Source organism: Mycolicibacterium brumae, assembly GCF_025215495.1.
Taxonomy (GTDB): Bacteria; Actinomycetota; Actinomycetes; order Mycobacteriales; family Mycobacteriaceae; genus Mycobacterium; species Mycobacterium brumae.
In genome coordinates this window covers 1,643,655-1,661,031 of the sequence record NZ_CP104302.1, presented here as the reverse complement: position 1 = coordinate 1,661,031, position 17,377 = coordinate 1,643,655, and the positions used below count along the sequence as shown (strand labels likewise).

The following is a 17,377-nucleotide window of genomic DNA, read 5'->3' as shown; positions in this document are numbered from 1 at the left end:
GCGGAGCTGAGTGCGTCTGCGGTCTCGCCTCTGGTCTGCCGCTGCGATCCAAGCTAGAATCCTTGTTCAAGGTTTGTCAAATGTTAGCAAAGGTAGGTAGTCATGCAAATCGACAAGACCGTGCAGAGCCCCGCGTCACCGGCCGAAACCTTCGCCTTCCTGGCGGATTTCACCACCACCGAACAGTGGGACCCGGGCACCGAGCGCACCGAACGAGTCAGCGGTGACGGCGGCGTGGGGACGGTGTACCGGAACACCTCCCGCTTCCTCGGCCGCAGCACCGAGCTCAGCTACGTGGTGCGCGAGTACCAGCCCGACACCCGGGTCGTGCTGCGCGGCGAGAACAAATCGGTCATCGCCCACGACACCATGACCGTCACCCCGGCCGCGGGCGGCGGCGCCACGGTCAGGTACCAGGCGCGGTTCGACCTGAAGGGCCTGGCCCGGTTGGCCGCGCCGCTGTTCGTCCCCGCGTTCGCCCGGCTCGGAAACGCTGGAGCCGACCAGCTCCAGCGGACCTTGAATCGGCTGGGCTCTCGGTAGGCTCAGCCGCGATGTACACCATCAAGCACGCGGCGAGTCAGGTCGGGATCACCGCCGCGACGCTGCGTGCTTGGGAGCGCCGGTACGGGGTCATCAATCCGCACCGGACCGAGGGCGGATACCGCGTCTACGGCGACGAGGACGTCGTCGTCCTGCGCGTCATGAAGGAACTCGTGGACCAGGGCTGGTCGGCCAGCATGGCAGCCGCGGAGGCGCTCGAGCGCGCGCAGGTCGCCCCCCAGCCCAGGCCGGCGCGCACCGATCCCGAGCACGCCCGGGACATCACCGCCAGGCTGATCGACGCCGGCGCGGCGCTGGACGCCGCCGATCTCGCCGTGGCGCTCGACGACATGTTCGCCCTCGGCAGCTTCGAGACGGTGGCGCGCGCACAGCTGCTGCCCGCGTTGGGCGCGCTCGGACAGGCCTGGGCCGACGGCCGGATCAGCGTCGCAGGCGAGCACCTGATCTCGCACGCGGTGATGCGCAGGCTGTCGGTGGCCTACGAAGCCGCCGCCGCCTACGGCCACGGGCCCCGCATCGCGCTTGGGCTGGCGCCGGACAACCGGCATGAGCTCGGACTGCTGGCCTTCGCCGTCGCCGCACGGCGCCGCGGCCTGGACACCGACTACCTCGGCGCCGACCTGCCGATCGACGACTGGCTCGGCGTGGTGGCCGAACGCGGCCTGGCCGCCGTGGTGCTGGCCATCCCGACCGAAGCCGACATCGTCCCCACCGGCGCGGTGATCACCGCGCTGCGCGACCGTCGCCCGGATCTGGTGGTCGCGGTCGGCGGCGCCCAGCAAGAACATGCTCCCCAGAGCGCAGTGCGCCTGGGCCACGACATCATCGACGGCGCCGAGCGCCTGGCGTCCCACATCGCCGGCAACCGGCGATAACCTCGGTGTTGTGAACACACCCCGAGTCGACCGGCTGGTCCTCTACAAGCACGGCGTCGCGCTGGTCGGTCGCAGCGGGCCGCTGGACGGCGACTTCGAACTGACCCTGCGCCGCGACGATATGAAAGACGTCCTGAAATCGCTGACCGTGGACATCGTCGACGGTCAGGCCAGCGTCGGGGCCATCTCCTTCGACAGTCCGGCCGACCCGCGCGAAGAACTGGCCGGCCGCAACCTGCTGCTGGCATCCGGCGACGCGCTGCGCGGGCTGCTCGACGCCCTGCGCGGCCGCGTCGTCGAAGTGCGCGGACCCGACGACGAACCGCGCCGGGGCGAGGTGATCGGGGTCGACGACTCCGGACGCGACCGCAGGGTGCTGGTGCTGCGCACCGAGTCCGGCGCACTCAGCCTGGTCGACCTGACCACCGCGCGCGGCCTGGAGCTCGCCGAGGAGCCGTCCCGGCAGGACCTCGACTACCTGGTCGAGAAGTCCCGCGCGGTGACCGCCGGTCCCAATTGCCAACTGCGCGTTCAGGTTCGGGGCAGCGCCGAACTGGCCCGGGTGTACTACCTGGTGCCGGCGCCGATGTGGCGTGTCTCGTATCGGCTGGTGCGCGACGGCGACCGACTGAGCCTGGCGGCGATGGGCATCGTGCACAACCCCCTCGACGAGGACCTCGACGACGTCGAGCTGACCCTGACCACCGGCCAGCCGGTGTCCTTCGACATCGACCTCTACCAGGCCCGTCAGGTGCGGCGCACCGTGGTGCAGGAGCGGGATCGGGTGGCCGACGACATCGCAATGATGGGCGCGCCCGAGGCCGGGGCGGCACTCTCACGCTCAGCGCCCGCCGGCGCGGCAATGGCCGCCTACGCCGAGGCAGCCCTTGACGTCGAAACCGCCGACCGCGGTGAGCATTTCGAGTACCGCATGGCCGCGCCGGTGTCGCTGGCGCGCGGCAGCGCGGCGATGGTCCCGCTGACCATCGCCGAGGTGGAGGGCGCCCGGCGCGAACTCGTCTGGTCCGACGGCGCCGATCCAGCACCACAGATCACGCTGTCCTTCGTCAACAGCACCCCGGTGGTGCTGGAGGAAGGACCGGCGGTGATCTACGAAGACGGCGGCTACGCCGGCGAGGCGATGCTCGGCTTCACCGCCCGCGGCGCGAACATCCGGCTGACCTTCGCCAAGGACCTCGCGGCACGTTGCAGCCGGGACAGCACCACACGCACCGTCGCCGCGCGGGTTCAGCTCGCCGAAGAGGCCGTCGTCGAGGAGCAGCGCCGGGAGCGGCTGCACACCCTGCGGGTGGACAACGACCACGACGAGCCGGTCACCGTCGTGTTCGAGTTCTACGCCCACTCCGAGCACCGGGTCAGCGCCGTGGAGAACGCCATCGAGCTCGCCCCGCGCGACCAGCACATCCGGCGCTTCGAGGTGGCCGCCGCGGCGCATACGGCGACCGCCGCGACTGTCCTGGAGACCTGGTCGGACTACACCCACATCGAGTACCGAAACCTCTCACACGGTCGGCTGGAGGACTGGCTGGCCGGCCGCTCCCTGGACGCCAAGACCATTGGCGCACTGGCCGGGGTGCTGGATTCCTGGGAGCAGGCCCGGCGGTTGAACGCTCGGGGCGAGCAACTCCGCCAGGAGCGCGACGAGGTGTTCACCGCCCAGACCCGGATCTCCGAGCAGCTCGAGGTGCTCGGCACCGACGGCCCGGAGGGCGAACTGCGCGCCCGCCAGGTCGGCGAACTGCAGCGCCGCAATGCCCAGGTCGCCGCCATCGAGGCTGGCATCGCCGAGGTCCGCGCCGAATCCGCCGCGGCGCTTCGGTCCGCCACCGACGCCCTGGCGGCGCTGATCGGCTGAAGTGTGCGAGGCGACACCCCGCGTTAGCGTCGGGCATGCCGTCAAACGTGCACGAAGCACTCGTGGAGTTGATCCGTCAGCAACCCAGCTTCGCGGTCCAACTCCTGACCGACATCGCAGGGGTGGCCGTCCCAACGCACACTCTCGCGTGTGAAGGTTCGCCGGATCTGTCGCAGGCGGCCCCCGTCGAACAGCGCGCCGACACCGTCGTCACCCTGCAGGCCGACGGCGTGCCCGTCTTCGGAATCATCACGGAAGTCCAACTGCGCGTCGACCCCGACAAGCACTACCGCTGGCCCAGCTACGTGGTCGCGCTACGCAATCGGCTGCGCTGCCCCGTCCTGCTGTTGGTCATATCAACCAGCGATCGCGTCGCCAGATGGGCGGCTCGACCGATCGATCTGGGTGCTGGATCAGCAATTGTCCCGATCTCCATCGGACCGTCCGTGATACCGACCATCACCGACCCGGCCGTCGCGCGTGCGGGGCCGGAGCTTGCGCTGCTTTCGGCCGTCGCCCATCCCGCTGACCGCGGCGTCCTCGACGCCTTGTTCAGCACCTTCAATCCGGACATCGACCGCAGTCTTCTGTACGCTGACCTGGTACGGACAGTCCTACCGGAGGCCGCCCGCAACTATCTGGAGCACCTCATGAGCACCACCACCTGGCGATACCAAAGCGACTTCGCCCGCAAGTACTTCGACCAAGGCCTCGCCGAAGGCGAAGCCAAGGGCAAGGCAGAGGGCAAGGCCGAAGACATTCTCGCCGTGCTGTCCGCCCGCGGAATCACCGTCGCCGACGATGCCCGCGCCCGGATCACCAACTGCGACAACCCGGACCAACTCAGCACCTGGCTGATCAAGGCGGTCACCGCCACCGCCGTCAGCGACGTTCTCGACTAACCGGCGCCCATCGACACCGGCAGCGTCTCTCCGCCGGCGTTTCGCGCCGCCACCCAAGCCGCAGCGTCACCGGCGGTGCGCACCACTGCCACACCCTCGGGAATCTCGGGGCGGGTGATCACCACGACGTCGATGCCCAAATCTGTTGCCGCGTCGATCTTGGCGCGGGTCATCGACCCGCCGCTGTTCTTGGTGACGAGCACGTCGATCCGATGATCGGACAGCAGTTCACGCTCGCGGTCGTAGGAGTACGGTCCACGGGACAGCAACAACTCGCAGTTGGGCGGCAATAGCCGCGGATCCGGCGGGGTGACGGCGCGGATCAAAAACCAGGCGTCGCTGCCGCGGAACGCCGCGGTTCCAGACCGCCCGGTGGTGAGAAAGACTCTCCGGCAACCCTTTTCGGCGACGACGCCGGCGGCCGCGATATCGGAGGCCACCGGCGTGGCTCCGCCGTCCAGAGCCCAACCGGGCCGAGCCAACAGCAGGTGCGGCATCCCGAGCTCGGCGCAGGCCGCGGCGGCGTTGGCGGTGATGCCCGCGGCGAACGGATGCGTGGCGTCGACCACCGCATCCATCCGGTTGTCCACCAACCACTTTCGCAGTCCCGCAACACCGCCGAAGCCGCCGATGCGGACCGCGCCGACCGGCAGCGCCGGGTCGGGAACCCGGCCGGCCAGCGAACTGATCACTTCGACGTCCCCGTGCAGCCGGGCGGCCAGCGCACGGGCTTCTGCCGTCCCGCCGAGCACCAGCACCCGCATCAGTGCTGGGCTCCGCGCCGGCGCCCCGAGGAGTACAGGTAGCTCTCCACGAAGCCTTCGGCGGCGAGCACCTCGCCGACGAAGATGATCGCGGTCTTGGTGATATCGGCGGCACGCAGCTGGTCGGCGATGGTGTCCAGCGTCCCGCGGACCACGGTTTCGGCGGGCCAGCTGGCGTAGGCGACCACCGCCACCGGGGTCTGCGGCGTCAATCCCCCGGTGCTGAGTTCGGCCACGACGTGCTCGATCTGGGCGGCCGCCAGGTGCAGCGCCAGGGTGCCCCGGCCGGCCAGGGCCCGCAGCTCCTCCCCCGGCGGCATCGCCGTCGACAGGGTGGCGACCCGGGTCAGGGTGACGGTCTGCGCGACACCCGGAACGGTGAGCTCCAGGCCCATGGCCGCGGCGGCCGCGGCGAACGCCGGCACGCCCGGCACCACCTGGTGCTCAACCCCAACCGCGGTCAGTCGCCGACGCTGCTCGGCCAGCGCGCTGTAGAGCGACGGGTCCCCGGAGTGCAGCCGCGCGACGTCGTGGCCGGCCGCGTCGGCGGCCACGATCTCACCGATGATCTGGTCCAGCGTCATCGGCCCGGTGTCGAGGATCCGGGTCTCCGGCGGGCAGAGCGCCAGCAGGTCCTCGGGCATGATCGAGCCGGCGTACAGGCAGACCGGGCATCGCTGCAGCAGTCGCTGGCCGCGGACCGTGATGAGGTCCGCCGCCCCCGGGCCGGCGCCGATGAAGTAGACCGTCACCGCCGCAGCACCCACTGGCTGACCGGGTAGGACGGCCGGTACCCGGTGAAGGATCCGATCGGCTCGCCCGTGTAGTGCTGGAATCGGCGCAGCGCGCCGCCATGTTGTGAATGCGCCTGCGCGAGAACCGCTTCGGACTCGGCGGTGACGGCGTTGGCGACCAGGCGGCCCCCGGGACGCAGTCGCTTGAGACATTCGTCGAGCAGTCCGGGCGCTGTCAGTCCGCCGCCGATGAAGATCGCATCGGGTTCCGGGGCGTTGTCGAACGACGCCGGGGCCGCGCCGAACGGGGGCACGGAGACACCGAATGCGGCGGCGTTGCCGGTGATCCGCTGGGCGCGCTCGGTGTCGCGCTCGAAGGCCACCGCGCGACAACCCGAACCGGCGCGGCACCATTCGACGGCGACACTGCCCGATCCGGCGCCCACGTCCCACAGCAGTTCACCGGGCCGCGGAGCCAGCGCCGCGAGGGTCACCGCGCGGATCGACTGTTTGGTCAGTTGCCCGTCATGGTCGAACGCGTCGTCCGGCGCGATCGAGAGAACCCGCTCGTCGGGCAGGTAGCGCACCGCGACGACGTTCAGCGGGTCGACACCGACCGGCGGCGCGTCGGCCCATTGCGCCGCGGTCCCCGCTCGCACCCGTTCGCGCGGGCCGCCGAGTTGTTCCAGCACCGTCATTTCCGAGTCACCGCGTCCGCGGCCCGCCAGCAAACTCGCGAGCGCGGCCGGAGTGCCGGCATCCCGGGACAGCGCGACGGCCTGCCCGCCGCGGCGCACCGCGGTGACCGGTTCGGCCTCGGTCACCCGGATCACCTCGGTGTCCTCCAGCGCCCAGCCCAGCCGGGCGCACGCCAGCGCCACACTGGACACGGTGGGCAGCACCCGCACCCGCTCGGCGCCCAGGGTCCTGACCAGGGTCGCGCCGATGCCGTGCAGCATCGGGTCACCGGAGGCCACCACGTGCGCGTCGCCGTCGACGTCGGCCAGCAGTGACTCCAGCGCCGGCAGCAGCGGCGTCGGCCAGCTCCGGCGCTCGGAGGTCACGGTGTCGTCGAGCAGATCCAGCTGCCGCGGCGAGCCGTAAACCACCGAGGCCCCGCGCAGTTCGGCGAGCGCCGCCGCGCCAAGGCCCGCCATCCCGTCGGCGCCGATGCCAACCACCACGATCATCGGGGCCCTCTGCCGATTCGATCGCTCACTCGCTGCGCTCGCTCGCTCCTCATCGGGGCCCTCTGCCGATTCGATCGCTCACTCGCTGCGCTCGCTCGCTCCTCATCGGGGCATCTTCCGCCAAATCGACTGCGGCACAAACCGCATCGCGAAACTCAGCGGTCTGATCTGCCAGGGCACCCAGACCGCGCGCTTGCCGCTTGACAGCGCCTTGGCCACCGCTGCGGCGACCTGCGGCGGGGTGCTGGCGAACGGCGCGGGTTCCATCCCGGCGGCCATCCGGCCGATCACGAACCCGGGTCGCACGATCAGCAACCGCACCCCGGAGCCGTGCAGCGCGTCGGCCAATCCGCTGGCGAACCCGTCCAGCCCGGCCTTGGCCGAACCGTAGACGTAGTTCGCCCGGCGCACCCGGGCCCCGGCGATCGAGGAAAACACCACCAGGGCGCCGGTCCCGCGCGAGCGCATCCGGGCCGCCAGCAGGGTCAGCAGGCTCACCTGCGCGACGTAGTCGGTGTGCAGGATCGCCACCGCGTGCTGCGCGTCGGCCTCGGCACGGGCCTGATCGCCCAGGATGCCGAAGGCCAGCACCGCCGTGTCGATCGGCCCATGCTGGGTCTCCAGCTCGTGCAGCACCGGCGCGTGCGAGGCCAGGTCGTCGGCGTCGAAGCCCTTGACGTGCACCTCCCGCGCTCCGGCGTCCCGCAGCGCCATCGCCTCCAGCGCCAGGTCTTCGCCACCGCGGGTGGTCAAGATCACCGTCGCCCCCGCGCAGATGCGTAGCGCCAGCTCGGAGCCGATCTCGCTGCGACCGCCGAAGATGACCACCACCGGGGAATTCGTGTCCTCCACGGCACTAGATTATTCCCTGCGCTAGCCTCAGACCACGATGCCGCACGCAACAACCCGTCTCACCGACGACGCCCTCACCTTCCTGACCGAGCGTCACCTGGCCATGCTGACCACCCTGCGGGCCGACGGCTCGCCGCACGTGGTGGCGGTCGGGTTCACCTTCGACCCGAAGACCCACATCGCCCGGGTGATCACCAACGGCGGGTCGCAGAAGGCCGTCAACGCCGAACGCGGCAAGGTCGGGGTGCTCAGCCAGGTGGACGGGGCCCGCTGGCTGTCGCTGGAGGGAACCGCGAGCGTCAGCACCGATCCGGAAGCGATCCGCGACGCCGAGCTGCGCTACGCCCAGCGCTACCGCACGCCGCGGGTCAACCCGACCCGTGTTGTCGTCGAGGTGCATATCGAGCGAGTGCTCGGCTCCTCCGATCTGCTGGATCACACCGGATAGACCGCAAGCAAAGCCGGAGGAACGGAGGCTTTGCGCAGCGGGCCTGTCGACGGGGTCCGCGTCCGCGTCAAAGTGTGCGCGAAATCGGGGGCGCCGAGGGCGCATTGCCCTTTGGACGTGCGTTTTCGTGCACATTTTGACGATCAGGATCGTCCGGCTTGCCCATCAACACCGGGTAGACCGCAAGCAGCTACACCGGCACCACGACCAGTTCGTGCGGCCGGTTGTTCAGCGGCTCGACGCCGTCATCGGTGACGATGACGATGTCCTCGATCCGCGCCCCCCATGCGCCCGGGAAGTAGATGCCCGGCTCGACGGAGAACGCCATTCCGGCCTGCAGCGGCAACGCGTTCCCCGCCACGATGTAGGGCTCCTCGTGCACCGACAGGCCGATACCGTGCCCGGTCCGGTGCACGAAGTACTCGGCCAGTCCGGCCTCGGCCAGCACCGAACGCGCGGCGTCGTCCACGGCCTCGGCGCTCACCCCGGGGCGAACCGCGTTCACGGCGGCGCGCTGCGCGTCCTGCAGCACTCGATACTGTTGCGCCACTTCGGGTTCCGGCTCTCCGAGACTGTAGGTGCGGGTGCAGTCCGAGTTGTAGCCGGGCGGAACCGGTCCACCGATGTCGACGACGACGATGTCCCCGGCCTGCAGCACCCGGTCGGAGTGCTCGTGGTGCGGGTCGGCGCCGTGCGGGCCGGACCCGACGATGATGAACGCGGCCGCGGTGTGCCCTTCGGCGACGATCGCGGCGTCGATGTCCGCGGCGACCTGCGCCTCGGTGCGGCCCGGGACCAGGAACTCCGGCACCCGCGCGTGCACACGGTCGATGGCCGCCCCGGCCGCGCGCAGCGCGTCGATCTCCGCGGTGTCCTTGACCATCCGCAGCCAGCGCATGACATCGGTGGCCAGCACCGGCAGCACCCCGAGCCGGTCGGCCAGCGGAAGCAGATGCAGCGCCGGCATCGCGTCGGTGACTCCTGCGGCTGCCGGGGCGCCGCCCAGGGCCGCCTCGACCAGCGCGTACGGGTCTTCGCCGTCCACCCAGTCGGCGACGGTCAATCCGAGCTCGCCGATCGCCGACTCGCGCAGCGAGGCGAGTTCCAGCCGCGGCGTCACCACGCTCGGCGCGCCGTCGGCGGGGATCACCAGCGCGGTGAGCCGTTCGAAGGTCTGCGCCGCCGATCCGGTGAGGTATCGCAGGTCGTAGCCGGGGCTGATGACCAGGCCGGCCAGTCCGGCGGCCCGGGCTCCCGCGGCGGCGGCCTGCAGTCGGGCGGCGTACACGCTGGAGGGGAATCGGCTCATGCCGCCAGCGTAGGGCAGGATCGACCCATGGCCGATGATCGCACCCCGCTCCTGCTGCTCGACGGCGCCAGCATGTGGTTCCGCTCGTTCTTCGGGGTGCCGTCGTCGATCACCGCGCCCGACGGCCGGCAGGTCAACGCGGTGCGCGGATTCCTCGACGCGGTGGCCACCGTGATCGCCGGACACCACCCGGGCCGGTTGGCGGTGTGCCTAGATCTGGACTGGCGCCCGCACTGGCGGGTGGAGTTGGCGCCGTCCTACAAGGCGCACCGAGTCGAGGAACCGCAGGCCTACGGCCCGGACGTCGAGGAAGTGCCCGACGAGCTGACTCCACAGGTCACGATGATCATGGAGATCCTGGACGCGTTCGGCATCCCGACGGCCGGCGCGCCCGGCTATGAAGCCGACGACGTGCTCGGCGCGCTGGCCGCACACGAGACCCGCGACCCGGTGATCGTGGTCAGCGGTGACCGGGATCTGCTGCAGGTGGTGCGTGATGAGCCGACCGCGGTGCGGGTGCTCTACATCGGCCGCGGGCTGGCCAAGGCGGAGCTCTTCGGTCCGGCCGAGGTCGCCGGCAAGTATGGGCTGCCGGCGGATCGGGCCGGCATGGCCTACGCCGAGCTGGCGCTGCTGCGCGGAGACCCGTCCGACGGCCTGCCCGGGGTGGCCGGGATCGGCGAGAAGACCGCCGCCACCCTGCTGAGCAAGTACGGCTCCCTGGAGGGAATCCGCTGCGCGGCAAGCGATCCCGGCAGTGACCTGGCCAAGGGCGTGCGGGCGAAGCTGCTCGCCGGGGCGGACTACCTGGAAACCGCCCTGCCGGTGGTGCTGGTGGCCACCGACGCTCCGGTCACCCTGTCCACGGCCACCGACGTTCTGCCCCGCACGCCGATCGACCCCGTCCGGGTGGCCGAATTGGCCGCCGCGTACGGGGTCGAGTCGTCCATTGCGCGATTGCAGAAGGCGCTGGACACGCTGCCGGGCTGAGTCGGCTACTTGGGCCGGCCGACCTCGTAGGTGCCGTTGTTGTCCTGGAAGGTCACCGTGACCTGACGCTTGGCGCCGTCGATGCTGACCTCGCAGGTGAAGGTGTCACCCTTGTGGACCTCGGGGTTCTTGCCGTTGTTGCACTTGACGTCCTGGACGTTCTTGGCGCCGTAGCCGTTGGTCTCATCCGACAGGATCTGCTGCACGCCCTGCTGCGCCTTGTTGACGTCGAGGGTGGTGGTGACGAAGAAGCCCGGCTTCCAGAAGCCGGTGACCAGCACGATCAGTAGTAGCGCCGCCAGGATCGCCCCGATGATGATCAGCAGGGTGCGCTTGGACTTGGCCTCCGGCTCCGCGCCGGGCGGCGGGAAGCCATACTGGCCGGGCTGTCCCGGCTGGCCCGGGTAACCGGGCTGCGCGCCGTACTGCGGCTGGCCGGGGTACTGGCCGTACTGCGGTTGCCCCGGCTGGGCGCCGTACTGCGTGGGTTGTGCGCCGAACTGCCCGTATCCCGGCTGTGCCGGGTAACCCGGGGTCGACGGCGGCGCGGAGTAGCCGGGAGCGCCTTGGTAACCGGGGTAGCTCTGCTGCGCGCCGGGCTGGTAGCCCTGGCCCCAGGCGGGGGCGGCGGTGGTGGCGTCGGGACCGGGTGGCCGCTGCCAGGTGGGGGCGATGCCGGTGGCCTGGTCATCGGTGTTGGTCGGCTGCTGCCACGACGACGGCGCCTGCCACGGGGTGTTGGTGGTGGCCGACGGATCGTGCTGAGGGCCCTGACCACCCTGATTGGGGTCGGTTCCCTGCGGTCCACTCATCGGTGTCTCCTCGAATCTCGGCGCGCTTCGGCCCGTGGCCGGACTCAACCGTAGCGTCTGCCTCACCATACCGGCGGTCAGGCGGCGTTCATGTCGGCAGAATCTCTAGCCGGTGTCTAGCCCGCGTCCACGTCCACAACGCCGCGTCGGACGTCGGCGATCGCCCGTTTGGCCGCGGCCCGCAACGCCGGGTCAGGCGCGGCGTTGCGAACCTGGTCGAGCAGGTCCAGCACCTGACGGCACCAGCGGACGAAATCTCCGGCCGGCATCGGGCCGCCGGAGGACTCGAACTCCATCAGCGCCGCGGTCAGGTCGCCGGTGGTGGCCCACCGGTAGACCGCGGGCGCGAAGCCGGCGTCGGGTTCGCGGGAGGGTTCCAGCCGGTGTCGGCTCTCTTCGCGGCGGAGGTCGCCGTGCAGCCGGCGGGTGGCGGCCAGCGTCGAGCGGAGTCCGGCGGTCGGCGGGTCCGGTTGCGCCGCCGGGCCATCGGAGCCGCGCGGCTCGAACAGCACCGCCGACACCATCGCGGCGAGCTCGGCCGGGTTCAGGCCGTTCCACGCGCCGGTGCGCAGGCATTCGGCGACCAGCAGGTCGGCTTCGGAGTAGATCCGGGCCAGCAGCCGGCCGTCATCGGTGACCCGCACTTCCTCGGCGCCGGCGGCGCGGACGTAGCCGCGTTCGGTCAGCAGGCCGAGGATCCGGTCGAAGGTGCGGGCCAGCGAATTGGTGGCCGCGGCGATCTTGCGGTCGACGGCGGCGTTCTCCCGCTCGATGCGCAGATACCGCTCGGCCTGGCGCAATTTGGCCTCGCGGTCGCCGACCTCGTGGGCGGGATGGCTGCGAAGCCGCTGCCGCAGCCGGATCAGCTCGGGGTCGATGTCTGGGTCGGCGTCGACGTGCCCGCGGCCGCGCCGACGCGACGGCGCGTCCAGTCCCTTGGCGGCCGAGCGCAGCGCCGAGGCCAGGTCGCGGCGCACCCGGGGCTGGCGGTGCTCGACGCGTTTGGGCAGCGACATGGTCCCGATCGCCCCCGCGGGACCGGAGTAGTCGGCGGTGGAGATCCGGCCGGCCCACGCGTGTTCGGAGAGCACCAGCGGGCGGGGATCGTCGGGGTCGCGGGCGGGTTCGAGCACCACGGCCAAACCACCGCGGCGGCCGTGGGTGATGTTGATGATGTCACCCTTGCCCAGCTCGGCCAGCGCGTCGTTGGCGGCGCGGCGGCGCTGCAGCCGGGAGCTGCGGGCTTGGGACTTTTCCTTGTCGGTGATGGCGGCGCGCAGCCGGGCGTAGTCCAGGATCGGTTCGGCGTCCTCGCCGAGGTCGCGGGTGATCTCGGCGAGCAGTTTGCGTCCGCGATCGGCCCCGCGGACCAGTCCGACCACCGAGCGGTCGGCCTGATACTGGGCGAACGAGCGTTCCAGCAGCGCGCGGGCGGCCGCGGGGCCGAGCTGGCTGACCAGGTTGATGGTCATGTTGTAGGACGGGGCGAAGCTGCTGCGCAGCGGGAATGTGCGGGTGGAGGCCAGCCCGGCGATCTCCGACGGTTCCGCGGCGCCGTCGTCGGGGCGCCAGAGCACCACCGCGTGGCCTTCCACGTCGATGCCACGCCGGCCGGCCCGGCCGGTCAGCTGGGTGTACTCCCCCGGTGTCAGCGGGGCGTGCTGTTCGCCGTTGTATTTGACCAGCCGCTCCAGCACCACGGTGCGGGCGGGCATATTGATGCCCAGGGCGAGGGTTTCGGTGGCGAACACCGCCTTGGTCAGGCCGGCGGCGAACAGTTCTTCGACCGTGTGCCGGAACACCGGAAGCATCCCGGCGTGGTGGGCGGCCAGCCCGCGCAGCAGCCCCTCGCGCCACTCGTGGTAGCCGAGCACCGCGAGGTCGCCGTCGGCCAGGTCGGCGCAACGCCGGTCGATGATCTCGGCGATCCGCGCCCGCTCGTCGTCGGTGGTCAGCCGCAGCGGTGACCGTAGGCATTGCCCGACGGCGCCGTCGCAGCCGGCGCGGGAGAAGATGAAGGTGATGGCCGGCAGCAGGCCCTCGCGGTCCAGGGTGGCGATGACGTCCGGGCGCGACGGCGGACGGTAACCACCGCGGCCACCGGGCCGGCCACGGCCCCTGCCCCGGGGCTCGGCGTCCAGCATCCGGTCGGCTTCCCGGCGATGGGCGATGTGCCGCAGCAACTCCGGGTCGACCTTGGGCTTGCCGGTCGGTTCCGCGCCGTGCTTGGAGTAGTCGAACAGGTCGAAGAGCCGACGGCCGACCAGCATGTGCTGCCACAGCGGGACCGGCCGGTGCTCGTCGACGACGACGGTGGTGTCGCCGCGGACCGTCTGGATCCAACCGGCGAACTCTTCGGCGTTGCTGACCGTCGCGGACAGGCTCACCAGCCGCACGTCGTCGGGCAGGTGCAGGATGACTTCCTCCCACACCGCCCCGCGCATCCGGTCGGCCAGGAAGTGCACCTCGTCCATCACCACGTATGCCAGCCCGTCCAGCGCGCGGGAGCCGGCGTAGAGCATGTTGCGCAGCACCTCGGTGGTCATCACCACCACCGGAGCGTCGGAGTTCAGCGACACATCCCCGGTGAGCAGCCCGATGCGTTCGCTGCCGTAGCGGGCGACCAGGTCGGAGTGCTTCTGATTGCTCAGCGCCTTGATGGGGGTGGTGTAGAAGCATTTCTTCCCGGCGGCCAGCGCCAGGTGCACGGCGAATTCGCCGACGACGGTCTTGCCCGCCCCGGTCGGCGCGCAGACCAGCACACCGTGCCCGGCCTCCAGGGCGGCGCAACCGCGGCGCTGGAAATCGTCGAGGGCGAACGGGAGTTCGGCGGCGAAGGCCTCGAGTTCGGTCACGACGGGGTCTGATCGGCCGGGGTGTCCAGCGGGCTGGCCTGGTCGTCGGGGATCTCCGGCGCCACATTGCGGCTCTTGCGCCGGTCGTTGAGCCTGGCCACCTGGATCGCGACCTCCATCAGCAGGCACAGCGCGCCGCCCAGGGCCAGCATGGAGAACGGGTCCGAGCCGGGGGTGGCGACCGCGGCGAAGCAGAACACCGCGAAGATCAGGCCGCGCCGCCAAGCCTTCAGTTTCGCGTAGCTGAGCACCCCGGCGAAGTTGAGCATGATCAGCAGCAGCGGGAACTCGAAGCCGATGCCGAACACCAGCAGCAGGTTCATCAGGAAGCCGAAGTACTGCTCACCGGACAGCGCGGTGACCTGGACGTCGTTGCCGACGGTCAGCAGGAATCCCAGCGCCTTGCTCAGCACCAGGTAGGCCAGCAGCGCGCCGGCGACGAACAGGATCGACGCCGACGCCACGAACGCGCCGGCGAACCGTCGCTCCTTGGCGTACAGCCCGGGGGTGATGAAAGCCCACAGTTGATACAGCCAGACCGGGCAGGCCAGCACGATGCCGGCGGCCAGGCCCATCTTGAGCCGCAGCATGAACTGGTCGAACGGGCCGGTGGCCAGCAGCCGGCATTCTCCGTCGGCGCTGATCGCGGCGCGGGCCTCCGGGGGAAGCGCGCAATAGGGGCCGCGCAGCCAGTCACCGAGGCTGGGCATCCCGAACGGCCCGTAGCCGTACCAGAGGAAACCGATGATCGTGGTGAGCACGATGGCGGCCATCGCGATGAGCATCCGGGTGCGCAGTTCCCGGATGTGGTCGACGAGGGACATGGTCCCGTCGGGGTTGACGCGGCTGCGGCGATTGCGCGGGTTCAGCCGACGGAGTGCGGACTTCACTCTCAGATTCGACCGGCGCCGCAGGTGGCGGCGTGGCTACGGTCGGTTATTCGGCTCAGGCGGACCGGGTGTCCGGCTCGGCGGCCGGGGTGTCGACCCGTTCGGAAGCCACCGGGGTGGGATTCGCGGCGGCCGGCGGGGCAGGCGTGACCGACGGCTGCGCGTCGTCGTGGTGCAGCTCTTTGACCTCGGCCTTGAAGATCCGCATCGACTTGCCCACCGAGCGGGCGGCGTCGGGCAGTCGCTTGGCGCCGAACAGCAGAACGAACACCGCGATGAGGATCACCCAGTGCCAGGGACTCAATGCGCCCATGTGGCATTACCTCTCAGATGGGGACAGTTGCGGTTGATCCTACCGCGCCGAGCGGTAGGCGGTCAGGGCGTCGGCCGCCGCGGCGCGAACCGCCTCGGCCAGGCCCTCGGGCGCCAGCACGCTGACGGTTCCGCCGAATCCGAGCAGCAGCCGGACCAGCCAATCCTGGCTGGCGTAGGTGATCGCAGCGTCGAGGTGCCCGTCGGGGTGCTCGGCGAGCAGCCGCATCGGGTAGTACTCCAGCATCCACGCCGAGGCGGGCGCGATCCGCAGCGTCGCCGACGGCAGCGACGGGTCGGCGTCGAACAGCCCGGTGTCCGGTTCGGCGGTCATCGTCGGCTCCGGCGGCGCCGACGGCTCGTCGAGCACCCGGGCGTGCTGGATCCGGTCGAACCGGAACATCCGCACCCCCTCGGAGCTGCGGCACCAGGCCTCCAGGTAGCTGCGATTGTCGATGAGCAGCAGCCGGATCGGGTCGACGACCCTGCCGCTGAGCGTGTCCCGGGACGCCGAGTAGTACTCGATGGCCAGCGCTCGGGAGTCCCGGACGGCGGCGCGGACGGCCGCCACCGCGGACGTCTCCTCGCCGGCGTCGCCACCCTGGCCGCCGGCCACCCCGGCGGCTGCCTCGATCTTGGCCAGCGCGCTGCGGGTGGCCGCCGGATCCGTCAGGCCGGGCACCTCCGCCAGCGCCGAGAGCGCCAGCAGCAAGGTGGTGGCCTCGCTGGAGGTCAGCCGCAGCGGGTGGTCCATGCCCTGGGATTCGCGCAGGTTGATGGTCAGGCCGCCGTAGTACCAGATGTCGATGGTGTCGCCGCCGCCGCTGCCGGGCAGGCCGCAGTAGGTCAGCTGTTCCAGGTCGGCGGTGAGCTGCTCCTTGCTGACACCCAGGTCCCTGGCCGCCTGGGTGAAGCTCACGCCCGGGTTGGCCTTCAGGTACGGGACCATGTTCAGCAGCCGGACCAGCCTGATCGAGGTGGCGCTCATCGCAGGGCTCCTTCCAGCCGGGCGATCACCTGGTCGCGCAGTTCGGCCGGCGCCAGCACCACCGCGTCGGCGCCGTGGCCGGCGATTTCGCGGATCAGCGATTCCCGCGGGCTGCTGTCGATCAGCAGCACCTGCCCGGGGCGGCCGCCGAGATCGGAATAGGCGACCTCCGAGCCCATCCGGCGCAGCGCGTTCGCCCGGCCGCCGGCGACCCACAGCCGCACCGGGATCGATTCGGCGCAGGCCTGCGCCCCGGAGATCGCCTCGGCGGCGATGGCCCGCACATCGGCGTCGGCGGGTTTGACCACGGTTCCAGGCCGCCCTGCGGTGCTCACGTCGGAGCGGATCCGGGACACCCGGAAGGTGCGCTCCCCCTCGCGGCCGCGGTCGTAGCCGACCAGGTACCAGTGGCCGCGCTGGGTGGTGACACCCCACGGCTCCAGTACCCGCTCGGAGTACGGCACGGCGGGCGAGGACCGGTGCGAGAACCTCACCGGCTGCCGGGCCTCGATGGCGCTCAGCAACGCGGCGAGGACGTCTTCGGATCCGCCGAGTCCGGGCAGACCGGTCGGCGCCCGGAACGGGATGGGTTCGGCGTTGACGTCGACGCCGGCGGCGCGCAGTTTCAGCAGCGCGCCGTCGGTCATGGTGGCCCACTCGGGGGTTTGGCCGAGCGCGGTGGCGATCGCGACGGCGGCGGCCTCGTCTGCGGTCAGGTCGATGTCGGGCAGCGCGTAGTCGGCGGTGTTGATCCGGTAGCCCTCGGTGTCGGAGCCGGGCAGCTTGCCGGTTTCCAGCGGGATGCCGAGGTCGCGCAGTTCGTTCTTGTCGCGCTCGAACATCCGGGCAAACGCCTCGTCGCTGGCGCATTGGCCGTACCCGATCACGCTGCGATGGATCTTCTCGGCGCTCAGGTAGCGCGTTGTCGCGCGCAGCGCGATCACCAGGTTCAGCAGCCGTTCGACCTTCTGGGTTGCCACCACTACACCCTATTTGCGGTCGGCCCCACGCACGCG

General features: G+C 70.9%; 17 protein-coding genes. 6 read left to right on the top strand and 11 right to left on the bottom strand.

Annotation, left to right across the window (positions count from 1 at the left end; translation table 11 throughout):
- Positions 1–102 precede the first annotated feature (102 nt).
- Genes L2Z93_RS08075 through L2Z93_RS08060 form a run of 4 tightly spaced genes read left to right on the top strand, consistent with a single transcriptional unit; the run spans position 103 to position 4,217 of the window.
- A complete protein-coding gene (locus L2Z93_RS08075; protein ID WP_090589828.1) occupies positions 103–543 on the top strand; it encodes an SRPBCC family protein in 441 nt (146 codons plus the stop codon).
- An 11-nt stretch (positions 544–554) separates the two neighbouring features.
- Positions 555–1,439 carry a MerR family transcriptional regulator gene (locus L2Z93_RS08070; RefSeq protein WP_099541345.1) on the top strand — a complete coding sequence of 295 codons (885 nt, stop codon included), beginning with the start codon at positions 555–557 and terminating at the stop codon, positions 1,437–1,439.
- Between the two features lie 10 nt (positions 1,440–1,449).
- Positions 1,450–3,315, top strand: a complete 1,866-nt coding sequence (locus tag L2Z93_RS08065) for a DUF4139 domain-containing protein (protein WP_090589820.1) — start codon at positions 1,450–1,452, stop codon at positions 3,313–3,315.
- 35 nt (positions 3,316–3,350) lie between these two features.
- On the top strand, positions 3,351–4,217 hold the full coding sequence (locus L2Z93_RS08060; RefSeq protein ID WP_090589817.1) for a hypothetical protein: 867 nt from the start codon (positions 3,351–3,353) through the stop codon (positions 4,215–4,217).
- Here L2Z93_RS08060 and L2Z93_RS08055 read toward each other — a convergent pair.
- From L2Z93_RS08055 to L2Z93_RS08040, 4 genes are all read right to left on the bottom strand, one after another.
- The gene (locus L2Z93_RS08055; RefSeq protein ID WP_090589813.1) at positions 4,214–4,981 is read right to left on the bottom strand and encodes a cobalt-precorrin-6A reductase; all 768 of its coding nucleotides are present in this window, start codon (positions 4,979–4,981) and stop codon (positions 4,214–4,216) included. The two genes, L2Z93_RS08060 and L2Z93_RS08055, sit on opposite strands and share 4 nt — an antisense overlap.
- Positions 4,981–5,733: a precorrin-4 C(11)-methyltransferase gene (gene cobM / locus L2Z93_RS08050; RefSeq protein WP_162561951.1), complete on the bottom strand. Its 753-nt coding sequence runs from the start codon at positions 5,731–5,733 to the stop codon at positions 4,981–4,983. Before cobM ends, L2Z93_RS08055 begins: the two co-directional genes overlap by 1 nt.
- Positions 5,730–6,905: a precorrin-6y C5,15-methyltransferase (decarboxylating) subunit CbiE gene (gene cbiE / locus L2Z93_RS08045; RefSeq protein ID WP_090589807.1), complete on the bottom strand. Its 1,176-nt coding sequence runs from the start codon at positions 6,903–6,905 to the stop codon at positions 5,730–5,732. The genes cobM and cbiE overlap by 4 nt, the downstream gene beginning before the upstream one ends.
- Positions 6,906–7,007: 102 nt before the next feature.
- Positions 7,008–7,757 (bottom strand): SDR family NAD(P)-dependent oxidoreductase, encoded by a 750-nt coding sequence (locus tag L2Z93_RS08040; protein WP_090589803.1) that lies wholly within the window; start codon positions 7,755–7,757, stop codon positions 7,008–7,010.
- A 37-nt stretch (positions 7,758–7,794) separates the two neighbouring features.
- Here L2Z93_RS08040 and L2Z93_RS08035 point away from each other — a divergent pair, with 37 nt between their 5' ends.
- Complete coding sequence (locus tag L2Z93_RS08035; RefSeq protein ID WP_090589799.1) at positions 7,795–8,205, top strand: F420-dependent biliverdin reductase; 411 nt, start codon at positions 7,795–7,797, stop codon at positions 8,203–8,205.
- A 190-nt stretch (positions 8,206–8,395) separates the two neighbouring features.
- Here the strand turns inward: L2Z93_RS08035 and L2Z93_RS08030 are convergent, their stop codons facing one another.
- A complete protein-coding gene (locus L2Z93_RS08030) occupies positions 8,396–9,514 on the bottom strand; it encodes a M24 family metallopeptidase (RefSeq protein ID WP_090589795.1) in 1,119 nt (372 codons plus the stop codon).
- 27 nt (positions 9,515–9,541) lie between these two features.
- On the opposite strand from L2Z93_RS08030, the gene L2Z93_RS08025 reads away from it, so the two are divergent.
- A complete protein-coding gene (locus L2Z93_RS08025) occupies positions 9,542–10,504 on the top strand; it encodes a 5'-3' exonuclease (RefSeq protein WP_090589791.1) in 963 nt (320 codons plus the stop codon).
- Positions 10,505–10,509: 5 nt separating this feature from the next.
- Here the strand turns inward: L2Z93_RS08025 and L2Z93_RS08020 are convergent, their stop codons facing one another.
- The 6 genes from L2Z93_RS08020 to L2Z93_RS07995 all read right to left on the bottom strand — a co-directional run bounded on the left by L2Z93_RS08020 (position 10,510) and on the right by L2Z93_RS07995 (position 17,341).
- Complete coding sequence (locus L2Z93_RS08020; protein WP_090589788.1) at positions 10,510–11,316, bottom strand: DUF4333 domain-containing protein; 807 nt, start codon at positions 11,314–11,316, stop codon at positions 10,510–10,512.
- 116 nt (positions 11,317–11,432) lie between these two features.
- Complete coding sequence (locus L2Z93_RS08015; RefSeq protein WP_090589784.1) at positions 11,433–14,171, bottom strand: DEAD/DEAH box helicase; 2,739 nt, start codon at positions 14,169–14,171, stop codon at positions 11,433–11,435.
- Positions 14,168–15,067 (bottom strand): twin-arginine translocase subunit TatC, encoded by a 900-nt coding sequence (gene tatC, locus L2Z93_RS08010; RefSeq protein WP_234786177.1) that lies wholly within the window; start codon positions 15,065–15,067, stop codon positions 14,168–14,170. Before tatC ends, L2Z93_RS08015 begins: the two co-directional genes overlap by 4 nt.
- 49 nt (positions 15,068–15,116) lie before the next feature.
- A complete protein-coding gene (gene tatA / locus L2Z93_RS08005) occupies positions 15,117–15,374 on the bottom strand; it encodes a Sec-independent protein translocase subunit TatA (protein ID WP_090589780.1) in 258 nt (85 codons plus the stop codon).
- 39 nt (positions 15,375–15,413) lie between these two features.
- Positions 15,414–16,361 carry a helix-turn-helix transcriptional regulator gene (locus tag L2Z93_RS08000; RefSeq protein WP_090589776.1) on the bottom strand — a complete coding sequence of 316 codons (948 nt, stop codon included), beginning with the start codon at positions 16,359–16,361 and terminating at the stop codon, positions 15,414–15,416.
- Complete coding sequence (locus L2Z93_RS07995) at positions 16,358–17,341, bottom strand: helix-turn-helix transcriptional regulator (RefSeq protein WP_090589993.1); 984 nt, start codon at positions 17,339–17,341, stop codon at positions 16,358–16,360. The genes L2Z93_RS08000 and L2Z93_RS07995 overlap by 4 nt, the downstream gene beginning before the upstream one ends.
- Between the last annotated feature and the right edge of the window lie 36 nt (positions 17,342–17,377).

What these genes read in the sequence shown, in the direction of transcription:
- L2Z93_RS08060 (WP_090589817.1), top strand. Translation starts at nt 3,351, where the DNA reads ATGCCGTCAAACGTGCACGAAGCACTCGTGGAGTTGATCCGTCAGCAA.
- L2Z93_RS08025 (WP_090589791.1), top strand. Translation starts at nt 9,542, where the DNA reads ATGGCCGATGATCGCACCCCGCTCCTGCTGCTCGACGGCGCCAGCATG.
- L2Z93_RS08055 (WP_090589813.1), bottom strand. Translation starts at nt 4,981, where the DNA reads ATGCGGGTGCTGGTGCTCGGCGGGACGGCAGAAGCCCGTGCGCTGGCC.
- L2Z93_RS08000 (WP_090589776.1), bottom strand. Translation starts at nt 16,361, where the DNA reads ATGAGCGCCACCTCGATCAGGCTGGTCCGGCTGCTGAACATGGTCCCG.
- cbiE (WP_090589807.1), bottom strand. Translation starts at nt 6,905, where the DNA reads ATGATCGTGGTGGTTGGCATCGGCGCCGACGGGATGGCGGGCCTTGGC.
- tatA (WP_090589780.1), bottom strand. Translation starts at nt 15,374, where the DNA reads ATGGGCGCATTGAGTCCCTGGCACTGGGTGATCCTCATCGCGGTGTTC.
- L2Z93_RS08075 (WP_090589828.1), top strand. Translation starts at nt 103, where the DNA reads ATGCAAATCGACAAGACCGTGCAGAGCCCCGCGTCACCGGCCGAAACC.
- L2Z93_RS08020 (WP_090589788.1), bottom strand. Translation starts at nt 11,316, where the DNA reads ATGAGTGGACCGCAGGGAACCGACCCCAATCAGGGTGGTCAGGGCCCT.
- L2Z93_RS08035 (WP_090589799.1), top strand. Translation starts at nt 7,795, where the DNA reads ATGCCGCACGCAACAACCCGTCTCACCGACGACGCCCTCACCTTCCTG.
- L2Z93_RS08070 (WP_099541345.1), top strand. Translation starts at nt 555, where the DNA reads ATGTACACCATCAAGCACGCGGCGAGTCAGGTCGGGATCACCGCCGCG.
- L2Z93_RS08030 (WP_090589795.1), bottom strand. Translation starts at nt 9,514, where the DNA reads ATGAGCCGATTCCCCTCCAGCGTGTACGCCGCCCGACTGCAGGCCGCC.